The sequence below is a fragment of the Mycolicibacterium helvum genome, assembly GCF_010731895.1.
GTDB lineage: Bacteria > Actinomycetota > Actinomycetes > Mycobacteriales > Mycobacteriaceae > Mycobacterium > Mycobacterium helvum.
In genome coordinates this window covers 1894468-1910695 of record NZ_AP022596.1, presented here as the reverse complement: position 1 = coordinate 1910695, position 16228 = coordinate 1894468, and the positions used below count along the sequence as shown (strand labels likewise).

At 67.7% G+C, this 16228-nt stretch carries 13 protein-coding genes; 12 read left to right on the top strand and 1 reads right to left on the bottom strand.

The features are described 5' to 3' along the window. Positions 1 to 59 precede the first annotated feature (59 nt). The 12 genes from eccA to G6N38_RS08870 all read left to right on the top strand — a co-directional run bounded on the left by eccA (position 60) and on the right by G6N38_RS08870 (position 15163). Positions 60 to 1889: a type VII secretion AAA-ATPase EccA gene (gene eccA / locus G6N38_RS08925; RefSeq protein WP_163747202.1), complete on the top strand. Its 1830-nt coding sequence runs from the start codon at positions 60 to 62 to the stop codon at positions 1887 to 1889. Between the two features lie 61 nt (positions 1890 to 1950). Then, entirely contained in the window at positions 1951 to 3489 is a 1539-nt protein-coding gene (eccB, locus tag G6N38_RS08920) for a type VII secretion protein EccB (RefSeq protein WP_163747201.1), read from the top strand. Further along, entirely contained in the window at positions 3486 to 7484 is a 3999-nt protein-coding gene (gene eccCa / locus G6N38_RS08915) for a type VII secretion protein EccCa (RefSeq protein ID WP_163747200.1), read from the top strand. The genes eccB and eccCa overlap by 4 nt, the downstream gene beginning before the upstream one ends. Then, positions 7481 to 7792, top strand: coding sequence for a PE family protein (locus G6N38_RS08910; protein ID WP_163747199.1), 312 nt, complete (start codon positions 7481 to 7483; stop codon positions 7790 to 7792). Before eccCa ends, G6N38_RS08910 begins: the two co-directional genes overlap by 4 nt. Beyond that, positions 7792 to 9321, top strand: a complete 1530-nt coding sequence (locus G6N38_RS08905) for a PPE family protein (protein ID WP_163747198.1) — start codon at positions 7792 to 7794, stop codon at positions 9319 to 9321. The genes G6N38_RS08910 and G6N38_RS08905 overlap by 1 nt, the downstream gene beginning before the upstream one ends. Positions 9322 to 9334: 13 nt before the next feature. Further along, complete coding sequence (locus tag G6N38_RS08900) at positions 9335 to 9628, top strand: type VII secretion protein EsxS (RefSeq protein ID WP_163747197.1); 294 nt, start codon at positions 9335 to 9337, stop codon at positions 9626 to 9628. Further along, positions 9628 to 9915: a WXG100 family type VII secretion target gene (locus G6N38_RS08895; RefSeq protein ID WP_108054962.1), complete on the top strand. Its 288-nt coding sequence runs from the start codon at positions 9628 to 9630 to the stop codon at positions 9913 to 9915. The genes G6N38_RS08900 and G6N38_RS08895 overlap by 1 nt, the downstream gene beginning before the upstream one ends. A 3-nt stretch (positions 9916 to 9918) precedes the next feature. Then, positions 9919 to 10764 (top strand): ESX secretion-associated protein EspG, encoded by an 846-nt coding sequence (locus tag G6N38_RS08890; RefSeq protein WP_163747196.1) that lies wholly within the window; start codon positions 9919 to 9921, stop codon positions 10762 to 10764. Between the two features lie 18 nt (positions 10765 to 10782). Further along, on the top strand, positions 10783 to 12177 hold the full coding sequence (gene eccD / locus G6N38_RS08885; RefSeq protein WP_163747195.1) for a type VII secretion integral membrane protein EccD: 1395 nt from the start codon (positions 10783 to 10785) through the stop codon (positions 12175 to 12177). Beyond that, positions 12174 to 13547 (top strand): type VII secretion-associated serine protease mycosin, encoded by a 1374-nt coding sequence (mycP, locus tag G6N38_RS08880; protein ID WP_163751887.1) that lies wholly within the window; start codon positions 12174 to 12176, stop codon positions 13545 to 13547. Before eccD ends, mycP begins: the two co-directional genes overlap by 4 nt. Continuing rightward, on the top strand, positions 13544 to 14410 hold the full coding sequence (eccE, locus tag G6N38_RS08875) for a type VII secretion protein EccE (RefSeq protein ID WP_163747194.1): 867 nt from the start codon (positions 13544 to 13546) through the stop codon (positions 14408 to 14410). Before mycP ends, eccE begins: the two co-directional genes overlap by 4 nt. Before the next feature lie 15 nt (positions 14411 to 14425). Then, positions 14426 to 15163, top strand: a complete 738-nt coding sequence (locus G6N38_RS08870; protein ID WP_163747193.1) for a siderophore-interacting protein — start codon at positions 14426 to 14428, stop codon at positions 15161 to 15163. On the opposite strand, the gene G6N38_RS08865 is transcribed toward G6N38_RS08870, so the two are convergent. Beyond that, positions 15129 to 16160 carry a CopD family protein gene (locus G6N38_RS08865; RefSeq protein WP_163747192.1) on the bottom strand — a complete coding sequence of 344 codons (1032 nt, stop codon included), beginning with the start codon at positions 16158 to 16160 and terminating at the stop codon, positions 15129 to 15131. The two genes, G6N38_RS08870 and G6N38_RS08865, sit on opposite strands and share 35 nt — an antisense overlap. Between the last annotated feature and the right edge of the window lie 68 nt (positions 16161 to 16228).

Genomic DNA, 16228 nt, shown 5'->3' with positions numbered 1-16228 from the left:
AGGTTAGGCAATCCTAAGGAGAAAGGGGTGGCATTAACGGCTGCCCCGGAACGATACTCATGGACAACGCAGTGGTGACCCCCAGAGTGCGCGCAGCGCGCCTCGACGCAGACCTGGTGAGCAGGTTCGCGACCTGCTGCAAGGCGCTTGGCCTGCCGGTCTACGACCGGCGCCGGCCGGCCGACATGGCGGCCGCTCGCCGGGCGTTCACCGAACTTACCCGCGTGGCATACGACCAGTGCGATGCCTGGATCGGGCTGGCGGCGACCGGCTGCACCTCGCTGGATGTGCTCGACGCAATCGTCCGTACCGTCGACACCAGCGGTGTGCTGCAGCGGCGAATCGAGCTGCCCGCCGGGGCACTGGGGTTCGACTACGATACCGGGCTGTACCTGCGATTCCGCGCCACCGCCGCCGACGACTTCCGGCTGGCGCACGCGGCCGCACTCGGCATCGACGGACAATTCCACGCCGCCGACCAGGTGGTGTCCGAGATCCGCACCCGACGGCCGGAATGGAATGAAGCGCGCTGGGTCGACGTGGCCCTGCGGTCTCGCGCGCAGCGCTGGTCGGACGTCGTCAAGCTGCTGACCCCGGTGGTCAACGACCCCAGCCTGGACCCGTTGTTCGCCCACGCTACCAAGGTCTCCCTCGGGGTGGCCCTGGCCCGGCTGGGGATGTTCGCCCCAGCGCTGTCCTATCTCGAGGAGCCCGAAGGACCGGTTGACGTGGCTGCCCTCGACGGTGCGTTGGCCAAGGCGCTGTCCTTGCGCGCCTATGGTGACGAAGACACCGCCGCCGATGTGCTGCAGGAGCTGTACGCGGCGAACCCGGGTAACGAGCAGGTCGAGCACGCGTTGTCCGATCCGACCTTTGGCATCGTCACCACCACCGCGGCCCGCATCGACGCTCGAACGGATCCATGGGATATCGAAACAGAGCCCACCGCAGAGGATTTCATCGACCCGGAGGCGCGCGAGCGCAAAGCAGCGTTGCTCGAAGAGGCTGAGCGCGAGCTCGGCGAGTTCATCGGCCTCGATGAGGTGAAGGATCAGGTTTCCCGGCTGAAAAGCTCGGTGGCAATGGCATTGCGGCGCGAAGAGCGTGGCCTTGCCGTCGCCCAGCGGACCCATCATCTGGTGTTCGCGGGTCCGCCCGGAACCGGCAAGACGACTATCGCGCGGGTGGTGGCCAAGATCTATTGCGGTCTGGGATTGCTCAAGCGGGAGAACGTCCGTGAGGTGCACCGGGCCGACATGATCGGTCAGCACATCGGCGAGACGGAGGCCAAGACCAACGCGATCATCGACAGCGCACTGGACGGGGTGCTGTTCCTCGACGAGGCCTACGCCTTGGTCGCCACGGGCGCCAAGAACGACTTCGGTCTGGTGGCCATCGACACTCTGCTGGCCCGGATGGAAAATGACCGCGACCGGCTGGTCGTGATCATCGCCGGCTACCGCGCCGACCTCGACCGGTTCCTGGACACCAACGAAGGCCTGCGATCGCGGTTCACCCGCAGCATTGTCTTTCCGTCTTATTCGGCCGAGGAGCTTGTTGAGATCGCCGTGACGATGGCCGCGAATCGCGACAGCGTGTTCGAGCCCGCGGCACGGCGCAACCTCGAGGAGCTTTTCACTCAATTGGCCAATTCGACGACCCCCGACTCGACCGGGGTGGAACGGCGCAGCCTCGATATTGCGGGCAATGGCCGGTTCGTCCGCAATGTCGTCGAACGCTCCGAGGAGGAAAGAGAATTCAGGTTGGACCACACAGACCTGGGCGGTGCTGACTTCACCGACGAGCAGATGATGACCATCACGGCAGCAGACGTGCGTGGCTCCGTGGTGCCGCTGCTGCGTGGTCTTGGCCTGACGGTGCCCGCATGAGCGACGCTTGCGGAGCGAATCAAGAGCGGACACGCGGTGCCCGAGCCTGCGAGGGGGTCGCATGAGCGAGGCAGGCGACGATCGCCGGTCCTTTTCGTCACGTACACCCGCCAACGACAACCCCGAGCGGGTCACCTACCGGCGCGGCTTCATCACCCGTCATCAGGTGACCGGCTGGCGATTCATCATGCGCCGCATCGCATCCGGGCTCGCTTTACATGACACCCGGATGCTGGTCGACCCGTTGCGCAGCCAGTCCCGCGCGGTCTTGATGGGGGTTCTGCTGGCGGTGACCGCGGTTGTGGGCTGTCTCGTCTTCTCGGTGCTGCGTCCGGGTGGCGTGCCTGGCAGTGACCCGGTGCTGGCCGACCGTGCCACGTCTGCGCTCTACGTTCGCCTCGACGACCGGTTACATCCGGTCCTCAACCTGACCTCGGCGCGGCTGGCCGTTGGGAAGCCGGTGGACCCGACCACCGTCAGCGGTGAGCAGCTGGACAAGATCGCCCGCGGCAGCCTGATCGGCATACCCGGCGCTCCGGAACGTATGGTGCAGAACCCATCTCGCGATGCCGCATGGACGGTCTGCGACGGTGCCGGTGGACCGGCTGATGCCGCAGGCATCACGGTGATCGCTGGACCGGTGGATCGCGGCGGCGCGCGTGCCGATGCGCTGCCTGCCGGTCGTGCGATCTTGACCGAGGGCGCCGACGGAGCCTGGCTGCTGTGGGATGGTCGCCGCAGCGCCATCGACCTCGCCGACCGGGCAGTCACCGACGCGCTCGGCCTGCCTGCCACCTCACCCGCACCCCGCTCGATCGCGCCGGGCCTGTTCAACGCGGTGCCGGAAGCTCCCGCACTACGGGTACCTCAGATTCCCGATGCCGGCCTGCCTACCGGCTATCCGCTGCCGGTTGCGGCGCCGATCGGCGCCGTCGTGATCGCCTATGGCAATGACGCCACCCCGATGAACTACGCGGTATTGCCCGATGGTCTACAACCGATCAGCCCGGTGCTGGCTGCGGTCCTGCGTAACTCCAACTCCTACGGGCTGGCGCAGCCGCCTCATCTCGATGCCGATGACATTGCCCGGCTGCCGGTCTCGTCGCTGCTGGACGTGGCCGCGTTTCCGGCCGCCCCGGTGAAACTGGTCGCCGCCGCCGACGCGCCGGTGACCTGCGCGCAGTGGACGAAAATCGATGGGGCTACCACCAGTTCGCTGACCTTGCTATCGGGTTCGATGCTGCCGCTGCCCAGCGGCTTGCGGTCGGTGGATCTCGTCGGTGGCGCCAACCCGGGCACGGCGACCCGGGTCGCGTTGCCTCCGGGCCGCGGCTACTTCGTGCAGACCGTCGGTCAGCAGCCTGCCTCGCCGCCGGCCGGGTCACTGTTCTGGGTCTCTGATACCGGGGTGCGGTACGGGATCGGCGGCGATCGTCAGATGGCCGAAAAGTCGCTCGCCGCACTGGGTCTGACCCAGCCGCCGCTACCGGTCCCGTGGTCGGCATTGACCCTTTTTGCGCCTGGCCCGGCGCTGTCCCAATCCGATGCGTTGGTCGCCTACGACGCTGTCGGACCCGCCCTGGCGCAGGAGTCCCGATGAGCCGGCTGATCTTCGAGGCGGGCCGGCGCATGCCCGGCCCGAAGACCCACAAGGGCGCGATCGTGATCGAGCCCCCGCCAGAGTTGCCCCGGGTGGTGCCACCGTCGCTGTTGCGCCGTGCGCTGCCGTTCCTCATCGTCTTTCTGATCGTCGGCATGATCGTCGCGATGGTCGCCACCGGAATGCGGCTGATCTCGCCACAGACGCTGTTCTTCCCCTTCGTCCTGCTGTTGGCCGCTACCGCGCTCTACCGCGGTACCGACAACAAGATGCGCACCGAGGAAGTCGACGCCGAACGCGCTGACTACCTGCGCTACCTGTCGGTGATCAGGGACAACGTGCGCACCGAGGCGACCGCACAGCGGGCCGCGTTGCTGTGGTCGCACCCTGACCCTGCGGCGTTGTCCGCGATCCCCGGATCCCGACGGCAATGGGAGCGCGATCCGCACGACAGTGATTTCCTGGTGGTGCGGGCCGGGCTGCACACCGTGCCGCTGGACACCACGCTGCGAGTCAAAGACACCGCGGACGAGGTGGACCTGGAGCCGGTGTCGCACAGCGCATTACGCGCGCTGTTGGACGCTCAGCGCGTTGTTCGGGATGCGCCGCGGGGTATCGACCTGAAGGCGGTGTCGCGAATTACCGTGGTCGGTGACGCCGCCGAGGTCAGAGCGGCGCTGCGGGCGTGGCTGAGCCAGGCCGTCACCTGGCAGGACGCCGCCTCCCTCGGCATTGCGCTGGCCAGTCCCGATCTGGAATCACCGGATTGGTCATGGCTGAAATGGCTGCCGCACAGCGATATTCCCGGACAGCTCGACGGCTGCGGGCCGGCTCGGTACCTGGCGGCCAACACCGATGACCTGATCGCTTCAATCGGGCCGGCACTGGCCGAGCGTCCGTTGTTCGGCGTCGACGCGGGCGACCCGCTGCGCCACCTGCTGATCGTCATTGACGATCCGGACCACACCCCGGAAGACTCGGTTCTGGCGACCGGCTTGTCCGGCGTCACAGTGATCTACACCGCTGCAGCCGATTCCGTGCCGCGCACTGGTCAGTACCCCGATCCGGAACGGCCCGTCTTTCAGGTCACCGACGGCTCGATCCAGCGGTGGGAATCCGGTGGCTGGCAGCCGTATGTCGACCGCGCCGACCGGATGTCACCAGCCGAAGCGGTCCACCTGGCCCGCGGGCTGGCGCGCTGGGACTCTAACCCGACCCACGCCGGACTGCGCTCACCGGCCACCAGGGGCGCGAGCTTCACGACGTTGATGGGCATTCCTGACGCGTCTGCACTCGACGTGGCTGATGTCTGGGCACCGCGGCCGCGCGACGAGGAGCTGCGGGTGCCGATCGGTGTCACCGCGACCGGAGTGCCGCTGTACTTCGACCTCAAGGACGAGGCCGAAGGCGGGATGGGGCCGCACGGTCTGATGATCGGCATGACCGGGTCGGGCAAGTCCCAGACGCTGATGTCGATCCTCTTGTCGCTGTTGACAACGCACTCCGCCGACCGACTGATCGTGATCTACGTCGACTTCAAGGGCGAGGCCGGAGCCGACATCTTCCGCAACTTCCCTCAGGTAGTTGCCGTGATCTCCAATATGGCCGAGAAGAAGTCTCTGGCCGACCGGTTCGCCGACACCCTGCGCGGTGAGGTGGCTCGCCGGGAGGGTCTGCTCCGCGATTTCGGACGGCGTGTCCAGGGCAGCGCCTTCGGCTCGGTGACCGAGTACGAGGCCGCTCGCCCGGCTGCCGAAGAGGCGGGGATCGACCTGCCGCCGCTGCCCACGCTGTTCGTGGTCGCCGACGAGTTCACCCTGATGCTGGCCGAGCACCCCGAATACGCTGAGTTGTTCGACTATGTCGCCCGCAAGGGTCGCTCGTTCCGGATCCACATACTGTTCGCTTCGCAGACGCTCGACATCGGCCGCATCCGCGATATCGACAAGAACACCTCCTACCGGATCGGCCTCAAAGTGGCCAGCGCCGCGGCGTCCCGGCAGATCATCGGCGTCGAGGACGCCTATCACATCGAGTCGGGCAAGGAGCACAAGGGAGTCGGTTTCCTAGTGCCCTCACCTGGAGCCGCGCCGATCAAATTCCGCAGCACCTACGTCGACGGAATTTACGATCCGCCACGCCCCGTCACGTCCTACGTGGTGCCTGCGACTCCCGAACCGGTTACGTTCACGGCCGGTCCGACCGCGTTGGCCGAGGACATCGTGGTGTTGTCCGATGCCGAGGTCGCGCCGGCGGGGCTGCCACCCCGCAAGCTGATCACCACCATCGGCACTCAGCTGGCCCAGTACGGTCCGAAGGCGCCGGCGCTGTGGCTGCCACCGCTTGATGAATCCCTTCCGTTGGACGGGGTGCTGGCGGGCGCCGCGGTGACGCCGCGGCAGTGGCGTTGGCCGCTGGGCGAGATCGATCGACCCTTCGAGATGCGCCGCGACCCGCTGATCTTCGAGGCCGGGTCCTCGGCGGGCAATATGCTGATCCACGGTGGTGCGAAGTCCGGAAAGTCCACAGCTCTCCTGACATTCGTGTTGTCGGCCGCGGCACTGCACTCGCCGCGCGATGTCACGTTCTACTGCCTGGACTACGGCGGCGGGCGGCTGCGCGGCTTGGACGGCCTGGCCCATGTGGGTAGCGTCGCCTCGCCACTGGAACCCGAGCGGATCCGGCGCACTTTCGGCGAACTGGAGCAGCTGCTGCGCTCGCGGCAGCGCAATGCCGGCGGTCAGGGGGGCTACCAGGACGAGTACGGCGAGGTGTTCCTGGTGATCGACAACCTGTACGCGTTTGGTCGCGACAACACCGACCAGTTCAATACCCGCAACCCGCTGCTGGCCGTCGTCACCGAACTGGCCAATACTGGTCTGGCACATGGCATCCACCTGGTGGTCACCACACCGAACTGGCTGGAGGTGCCCCTGGCGATGCGCGACGGTCTCGGGCTGCGCCTGGAGCTGCGCCTGCCCGATCCGCGCGACAGCAATGTGCGGACGACCGACGGTCTGCGCCGGCCCGCCGAATCGGTGCCGCACGACCAGCCGGGCCGCGGGCTGACCATGGCGGGGGAGCACTTCCTGTTCGCCGAACCCGATATGGCGCAGATTCCGGCGATCAATGCCGCGTACCCGGGACTGCAAGCGCCGCCCGTGCGGCTGCTGCCCGCCGATCTCGAGGCCGCCGAGGTGGCGCCGTTGTATCGCGGCGGCGAACGGGTCGTGCTGGGGCAACGCGAGCAGGATCTCGCCGCAGTGGTCCACGACTTCGCCGAGCATCCGTTGCTGATGGTGTTCGGTGACAGTAAGTCCGGCAAGACCACGCTGCTGCGTCATCTGATCCGTACCATCCGGGAGAACTCGACCGCCGCGGACGTCGCGTTCACCGTCTTCGACCGGCGCCTGCACCTCGTCGACGAGCCGCTGTTCGCCGATAACGAGTACAGCGCGAACATCGACCGGGTCACCCCGGCTGTGATGGGGCTTGCGGCACTGATCGAAGGCCGCCGGCCGCCGGCGGGCTCGCCCGCGGCCGAACTGGCCACCTGGAACTACCGCGCCCAGGCCGGTTCAACGCACACCCACTATCTGATCGTCGACGATGTCGACCAGATCCCCGACGGCCCGGCGCTGAGCGGTCCCTACGCCGGCCACCGTCCATGGACGCCGCTGCTCGGACTGCTCTCGGCCGCAAGCGACCTCGGGCTACGGGTCGTCGTCACCGGCCGGGCAGGTGGATCGGCGCACGCGCTGATGACCAACCCGCTGCTGCGCCGAATGAGCGACTTGCAGTCGACGGTGGTAATGCTGTCGGGCAATCCCGCCGACGGCGCCAAGATCCGCGGGCACCGGTTCACCAGGTTGCCGGCCGGACGCGGAATGTTGCTCGGCGATAGCGACGTAGTCGATCACATTCAGCTCGTGAATCCATTCACCCACGCGCACAGCGCATCTCGCGCTCGGTTCGGAGAGGACAACCCATCATGACTCTACGTGTCATTCCGGAGGGACTGGCCTCGGCCAGCGCCGCGGTTGAGGCCTTGACCGCGCGACTGGCCGCCGCGCACGCTGCCGCCACGCCACTGATCACCGCGGTGGTGCCCCCTGCGGCCGACCCCGTCTCGCTGCAGACCGCCGCGGGGTTCAGCGCCCAAGGCCTCGAGCACACCGCCGTGGCTGCTCAAGGCGTCACCGAACTGGGGCGGTCGGGTATCGCGATCGGCGAGTCGGGAACCGGCTACGCCACCACCGATGCCGCGGCGGCCACGACCTACCTGATCGCACGGGGAGGCTGATGACTGCGCCCATCTGGCTTGCTTCACCACCGGAAGTGCACTCGGCACTGCTGAGTGCAGGACCCGGCGCCGGTGAGCTGCTTGCCGCTGCCTCGGCGTGGCAGGTGCTGAGCGCCGAATACACGGCCGCGGCCGCAGAACTCACGCAGATACTGGCTGCGGTCCAGGCCGGGGCATGGCAAGGTCCCAGCGTCGAACAGTACGTGACGGCGCACGCGCCCTATCTCGCGTGGCTGGAGCAGGCCAGCGTGAACAGCGCCGGTGCGGCCGCTCGACATCAAACCGTTGCCGCGGCGTACAGCACCGCGCTGGCCACCATGCCGACGCTGCCCGAACTGGCCGCGAATCACACCGTGCACGGCGTGCTGATGGCGACCAACTTCTTTGGTATCAACACGATCCCGATCGCCGTCAATGAGGCCGATTACGTCCGGATGTGGATCCAGGCCGCCACCGCGATGGGCGTCTATCAGGCCGTTGCCGGCACCGTGCTGGCCGCGGCGCCGCAGACTGCGCCTGCTCCGACGATCGTGTTGCCAGGATCAGAGGCGATGTCGGCGATGGCCGCCTCGACCGCGGCACCGCAGGCCAGCGAATCCGGATCCGCGCTGAGCAATTCGAATATCATCGTTGATTTGCTCGAGGCGTTCATCAAGAAGTTTACGGGTGGTGATCTGATCTGGGACTTCCTCACCCATCCGGTGCAGAGCATCCAGCAGATGATCGTCGACTTCCTGACCAATCCGGCCCAGGCGTGGGTAACGTGGGGGCCGCTACTGTCCGCGCTTGCCTATCAGGTGATCGTGCAGCCCCTGGGCTGGACCACCTGGGGGTTGGCGCTCGCCTCACCGCTGTTGATTCCTGCGCTGGCGGCTGCTGGCTTGCCGTTGCTGGGCTTGCTGGCGTTGCAGCCGAACATGCCACCCGATGTCGCTCCCGAACCGGTTGCGCTGCCGGCCCAACCGCAGCAGAGCCTCTGGCCGATCTCCTCGACGGCACCCACCGCACCAGCCCCCGCAGCGCCTGCACCGGCCACCTCCGCCGCCCCCGCAGCACCCGCCGCGTCCGCGACGGCCCCCGTTCCCGCAGCACAGGGCATCTTCTATGCCGTCGCCGCCGCCGACCCCGACGACGGACCCGGCCCGACCTTGATCGAGGGAAGCGGAAACAAGGCGCTGGTCCCTGAAACCGCTCCCGCGGCTGCCGCATTGTCCTCGGTGCAGGCCAAGGAGCGGGCTCGCCGCCGGCGGTCCCAACGAGTCAAGGACCGCGCCCACCGCGACGAGTACATGGACCTCGACAGTGGCACCCGGCCGCCAGCCGAACCGGACCCGCAACCGACCACCTCGTCATCAGACCGGGGTGCGGGACCGATCGGGTTCGCCGGAACCGAAGCCCGACCTCGCAGTGTCACCGCCGCGGGGCTCACCGAGTTCGCCACCGACCCGTTGAGCGAGCGTCCCACTGCGCCAATGCTTCCGGCAACCTGGGATGCCAATCCGGACGAAACAGAAACCCACCGAGAATGATTGGAGAAATACAGTGAGCATGCTGGACGCCCACATACCGCAGCTCGTGGCCGCAGAGGCCGCGTTCGGCGCGAAGACCGCTCTGATGCGCAGCACGATCGCCCAAGCCGAGCAGGCCGCAATGTCTGCCCAGGCTTTCCACATGGGGGAGTCGTCGGCGGCTTTCCAGGCCGCGCACGCGCGGTTCGTCGAGGTTGCCGCAAAGGTCAACTCGCTGCTGGACATCGCCCAGGTGAACCTTGGCGAAGCCGGCGCCACCTATGTGGCTCAAGATGCCGCCGCAGCAACGACATACGGAGGGTTCTGATGTCTCAGATCATGTACAACTACCCGGCCATGCTGGCGCACGCCGGCGACATGGCCGGCTACGCCGGAACGCTGCAGGCGGTCGGTGCCGACATCGCCACTGAGCAGTCCGCTCTGCAGGGTGCCTGGCAAGGTGACACCGGCGTGACGTACCAGGCCTGGCAGGCCCAGTGGAACCTGGCGATGGAGGAGCTGGTGCGTGCCTACCGGGCGATGGCCACCACGCATGAGAGTAACGCCCTGTCGATGCAGGCACGTGACCAAGCCGAAGGCGCCAAGTGGGGCTGAGACTTGCCCGCACATAACGCGGTCGAGCTGACCGCCGACGCTGCTTGGCTCGTTGCCGACAGCGTTGAGGCTGGTTCGTTCCCTTGGGTGTTGGCGATCACGCCACCCCTGACCGACCCGCGCGAAACGGGGGCGATAGTTGCCCGGTTGCGCGCGGAACTGATTCGTACGCGAGTGATGTCGGACTGCGGATCAGTGGATCCCCTGGTGGCCCGGTGGATACGCACCGTATGCGCGCCGGAACGATGGCTGGAGCTCCGTTACGTGCGGGGCGGCGGCACCGACCTGTTGCGTGGGTTGGTGGCCCGCCACGGGGACCACACCGTCGTGGCGTTGCGCAGTGGTGAGCTGGTGACCTTCACCGAACTCGACATCAGCGACCCTGCCCTGCTGGTCCCGGTCGTCACGGCGGGCCTGCGGGGTCGCCCACCGGCGCGGTTCGCCGAATTCGTGCTGCCGACCCGGGCGGGGGTGCGGGCAGACGAAAGGTTGCGTGCCGGAGACGATCTCGGCGTTGTTCTGGACCACCTGGGTCTCCCGGTTTCGGCCGTTCCGGTGGTGCGGTCGGTTTTCACCGGGGTGCGCAGCTATGTCGAGGTACGCGCCGGCTGCGCGGTCGACGGTGTGCACAGCCTCAGCGAGGTCGGCGTGGGCATCATCGACGCCGAGGCAGGGCGCGTGCTGGTGAGACCGGAACGCGCCGCCGACGGTGAGTGGTTGTCGACATTCGCGCCCGGCACGTCGTTCGCGATCACGCTGGCGCTCGACCGGCTCACCGAGACGCTGCCTGACGGCCGGTGGTTCCCCGCAGCCACGCTGACGCGCGACTTCTCCAGCAACACAATCTGATCAAGAGAGAGAACAACAATGACCGAAACCCCGGTGCTGCCGATCGTGCGCGTCGCCGTTCTGGCGTACGGCCGGATCACCGACGTGGCGTTGCCCGCCGAACTCCCGCTGCGCGAGATCCTGCCTGCGGTGAAACGGCTGGTGCCGCAGCCCGACTCCGACGGTGATGTGTCGGCCCCCACGGTCATGACCCTGGCGCCGATCGGCGGCGCGCCGTTCAGCGTCGACGCGAGCTTGGACACGGTCGGCGTGGTTGACGGTGATCTACTTGCCTTACAGCATGTTCCGGCGGGTCCAACGCCGCCCGGTGTGGTCGAGGACATCGCCGACGCTGCCGTGATCTTCTCCGCGGCGCGTAAGCGGCCCTGGGGTCCGCACCGGCTGCAGCTGGGGGCTCGGCTGGCCGCCGCGATGTTCGTGGTGGCGCTGTCCGCGGCGGCTGTCGCGCATCGTGCCGCGACTGCTTCGGTCATCGGCCTCTACGCCGTGAGCGCGTTGGCGGTCCTCACCGCGGTTGCCGGTCTGGCGCTGCGTGCGCGTTCTGCCCGACTCGCCACGCAGGTATCGGTGGCGGCCCTGCTGCCGATCGCGTCGGCATTTTGGCTGGCCGTGCCGGGACTCTGGGGCGCCCCGCATGTGATGCTGGCCGCCGCGGGGGTAGCCGCGTGGTCGTTGATCGTCCTGACACAGACCGAGGATGGCGTCGGGTTGCTCACTGCCACAGCGGTTGTCGGTGTCGGTGCACTGCTGGTTGCCGCCGTGGCCGCGCTGTGGGAGGTGCCCGTGTTGACTTCTGGCTGCATGTTGATCGTGTTGGCGTTGCTGATCACGGTGTCGGCTCCGGGCCTCGCGGCGACGTGGGCACGCTTTCCGCTACCGGTGATTCCGGCACCCGGTGACCCGACCCCGTCCAGCCCGGCGGCGCGGGTCGTGGCGGACCTTCCTCGCCGGGTGCGGGTCGGCGAGGCCCACCAGACCGGCCTCATCGCGGCCGGTGTACTGCTGGGATCGGCCGGGTCGCTGGTGGTGGCCGGACGAACCGAAGGTCCGGGAGCCTGGGGCTGGTATCTGGTGGCCGCCGCTGCGGCTGCGGCGGTGTTGCGGGCCAGGGTGTGGGACACCGCTGCCTGCAAGGGCTGGCTGCTCGCCCAGCCCTTCCTAGTCACAGGTGGTCTGCTGGCCGCCTACCTCCTGGATCAGCGCTTTGCCGCGGCACTGTGGGCTGTGGTGGCGCTTGGTGTGCTGACCGCAGCGTGGGTGGTGGTGGCCGTCAACCCGGATATCGCTTCGGCGGACCGGTATTCGCTGCCGGTACGCCGACTGGTGGGATTCCTCGCCGCTGGACTCGACGCGTCGGTGATCCCGGTGGCGGTCTATCTGGTCGGCATCTTCACATGGGTCCTCGATCGATGATGCGGACCGCCGCGGTTGCCGCGGTGGTGCTGCTGGTCACCGCTCCGGTGGCCGGTGCCGTCAGCCCGCCCGTAGCCGACCCCGGGGCGCAGCCGCCGCAGGGCACCGTCGGGCCGACGGCGGGGATGAGCCAGCGCTCTGAATGTGTGACGACCGGGATACGTCCCGGCAGTGATGTCGGTGCGGTGAGCGCCAATCAGATAATGCTCAATCTCACTGGGGCAGAATCATATTCGCGCGGCGATGGCCAGACGGTGGCGGTGATCGACACCGGCGTGCAGCCGGGCCCACGGCTACCCAATGTGATCGGCGGCGGTGACTATCTTTCTGGCGGCGATGGCCTGACCGACTGTGACGGGCACGGCACGCTGGTCGCCGGGATCATCGGGGGTCAGCCCGGTCCCGATGGATTTACTGGCGTCGCACCGGGAGCGCGACTGTTGTCGATTCGGCAGACCTCGCCCAGATTCTCGCCCAACGCCGGCGGGAAAGACCCCGCGTCGGTGCAGGCCAGTGTGGAGATCGATACGCTGGCCCGCGCTGTGGTCCGTGCCGCCGACCTCGGCGCCACCGTCATCAACATCTCGACGGCCGCTTGCTTGGCGCCCGACCGACTGGGCGATCAGCAGACGCTTGGTGCGGCTTTGCGTTATGCCGCGATCGACAAGGACGTGGTCATCGTCTCCGCCGCGGGCAATTCCGGCGCTAGCACGGTCGGTACGCCGGGAATGCAGTGCGCATCGAACCCGGTTGGCGATCCGGCGCGCCGCGACGATCCACGCAACTGGGCCGGTGTGACGTCGGTGTCGGTGCCGTCCTGGTGGCAGCCGTACGTGCTGTCTGTCGCAGCGCTGACCGCCGACGGACAACCTGCCGACTTCACGATGGCCGGACCGTGGGTGGGCATCGCTGCGCCAGGGAAGAACATCGTGTCGGTGAGCAATGACGCCATGGGCGGGTTGGCCAACGGAATGCCCGATGGCCGCGGCGGGATGGCGCCGTTGGACGGCACCAGTTTCGCCGCCGCCTACGTGGCCGGCACGGCGGCCCTGATCCGCAGTCGTTACCCAGGAATGCACGCCGACGAGGTGGTGCGGCGGCTGACGTCGACCGCGCACAACGGCGCGCAGGATCCGTCGAACCTCGTCGGTGCCGGAACTCTCGCTCCGGTCGCAGCGCTGACCTGGACCATCGATTCCGGCAGTGACAACGCGCCGGCACCGGCCACCAAACGCATTGCGGCGCCGGCGCCGCCACCGACGGTCGACCACACACCGCGCACGGTGGCGTTCGTCGGGACCGGCGTGCTCGCGGCTGCCGTGGTCGCTGTCGCTGCCGTCACACGTAGACGCAAGGAGGAACTGGAATGAGCGGGATGCCTGGCGCTGGGCGACTCACCGTCGTTCTGCTGGCGGTCGTTTCGGCGGTGCTGACCTACCCGTGGCGGTCGACCAACGACCAGTGGGTGTTGGGAGTCGCCGCCGCGGTGGTTCTGGTGTCGCTGTTCTGGTGGCGTGGCCGCTACCTCACCACAATCGTCGGTCAGCGCCTGCGGGTGCTGCTGCACCGCAAGGCGATTCAGGCGGCGCCGGCTGACCTGCATTGGACGGGTGCCGACGCGATCACCACGGTGCTGGTGCGCGTCGAGAGCCGTGATCGTGAACTACCGCCTGGTCTGCTGGCCAGCTACCTCGATCGCTATGGATTGCGGTGCGACTCGGTGCGGGTCACCACCCGCAGCACCCAGGCGGAGGTGACGACATGGATCGGACTGACCTTCAGCGGCGCGCGGAATCTGAGTGCCCTTCAGGGCAGGTCGGCGCAGATACCCCTGCGCCAGACCGCTGAGAACGCAGCTCGCCGACTTATCAGTCAACTGCGTGAAATTGGCTGGATGGCAACGATCGCCTCCCCAGACGAGGTGCCGGACCTGGTGGTGGCGGGTGCGCGCGAACGGTGGCAGTCGGTCACCGACGCGCGCGGCTACCTGACCACTTACGCTGCCAAGACTCCCGAGGCGCTGGCGGATGTGAGCTCGGCGGTCGCCGCCGAGACCTGGACGGTGGTGGAGATCGCTGGAACGTCGCCGCTCGACCGGATCAGGGCTGGCGCGGCGATCCGCACCGAAAGTCAGCCGAGCACACCCCCACCTGGGTTGGTGCCGATCCCGGGGCGGCAGGCCAGTGCGCTGGCTGCGCTACACCCGTTATCGGCTGCACGCCTGGTCAATTGACGGAGGGGAACTCCCATGGTTGACAACAAGCGCGTGGACGACAGGCCGTCGAGGGGTTGGCAGGCAGCCGTGCTCAAGCTCTTCGGCGCCGGCGAATACGAACTGACCGTGACCGGTCGGGAGCAGATCAGCGAGCACTACCTGCGGTTGAACTTCTCTGCCGGTGGACTGCTGGCCGGCCGAGTAGTTCATCCGACCATGTGGATCCGGATGTGGTTCCCCGACGGCTCGAAACTTCACCAGCGGGGCTACACACTGGTGAACCCTGACCCGGCGGGGGACACCGTCGACATCGAATTCGCGCTGCACGACGGTATCGCATCGCGTTGGGCCTGTGCGGCCCAACCCGGTGACACGATCGGGGCGACCGTGCTCGGCAGCAGTTTTGCCCTGCCCACCCCGCCGCCGGCCGGCTACGTGATCGTCGGTGACACAGCGTCATTGCCCGCAATCAACTCACTGCTGGACTCGATCGGGGAGACCCCCGCCACGGTGTTCCTCGCCGCCGGCCATGACGACGACAGATACTTGCCGGTCGCCCAGAACGCCGAGGTCATCTGGATCGACCGCCGCGACTCCGGCGCAGCGCTGGCCGCGGCGGTCAGCGGCGCCGCCTATGACGCCGCGGACCACTTCGGTTGGGTCGCATGCGACAACCGCACCACCCGCGCGGTCGCCAAGATTCTGCGCGAGGAGTACCGCATCCCCCGAGCGTCGATCAAGGCACAGGCTTACTGGGCTGAAGGGGCCTGAACGAACGTCGGGCGCCTGCCCACATGATGGCGGCGACGACGGCGATCAACGCGACTCCGGCGCCGAACGTGCCCAGATCGAACGGGGCTGCGCTGGGCCAGCCCGCTTGATTGCGGGCCGAGCCGCGCAGAAACGGAACGACGGTGAGAACACCGATCGATACCAGCGCCTCAACGGCGACCACCGAAGGAAAATGTTGTGCGGCAAGGAGAAAGACGCCGCGGGTGTCGCCATCGCGCTGTAGGGCGTGAATTCTGGGTAGCAGGACCCGTACGTTGTAGATACCGGCACCGAGCAGGGCCAGCACCAGGACGAGTTTGACCGCGAGGAATCGTCCGTAGGGAGTCGTCAAGAATTGGCTCGGTGCCCCAACGTGGGTCCACGTCAGCCAGGTCCCGCTGACGACCAGGGCGCCGACGGCGACCAAGGCCACCATACTGAACCGTTGCCAGATCTGGGCCCAGTCTGCGGCGACACGGTCGTCGTCCCCGGCCCGGGTGATAATGCGGCGCCCGGCAAATGCCGTCGCGGCCAAGACCGTCAATCCGCCCACCCACGTCATGGCGCAGAGCAGGTGCGCTGTCACCAAGGCGTTGGTCGCGATCCGGCTCAGTGTGGTCGACGCCAACGGGACCCTGGGAATCACTGCCGCGAGGATCGCAGCGGTGCCGATGGCCCGAGCCAGTAGCCGCGACGGCATCCGCCGCAGCACCAGCAGCCCACCGGCGGCCGACAGCAGCACAGCCAACTCGACGAGCGTCCAGCCGGTGACGTGGGTCGTCGCGTGGAATTGCAATGTGGCGCCGGCGACGACGATCACCGCGGCCGGCACCGCAAGGCTGCGGGCCTGTCGTGACACGAGGCCGCCGTGGCGCTCGGGAATTGCCAAAGCGCCGACGGTCATGCCGATTCCCAGCGGAATGGCCAGACTCAGGTAGTAGATCACCTGGGTGACAACCGCTATGGCCGCCGGGTTCGGCGGAGCTGTGCCGGGCACGGTGACATCCTCACTAACGAACGTTGTTACTGACCAACACGGTAGAGTCCCCCGCTTTGTTCACCCTT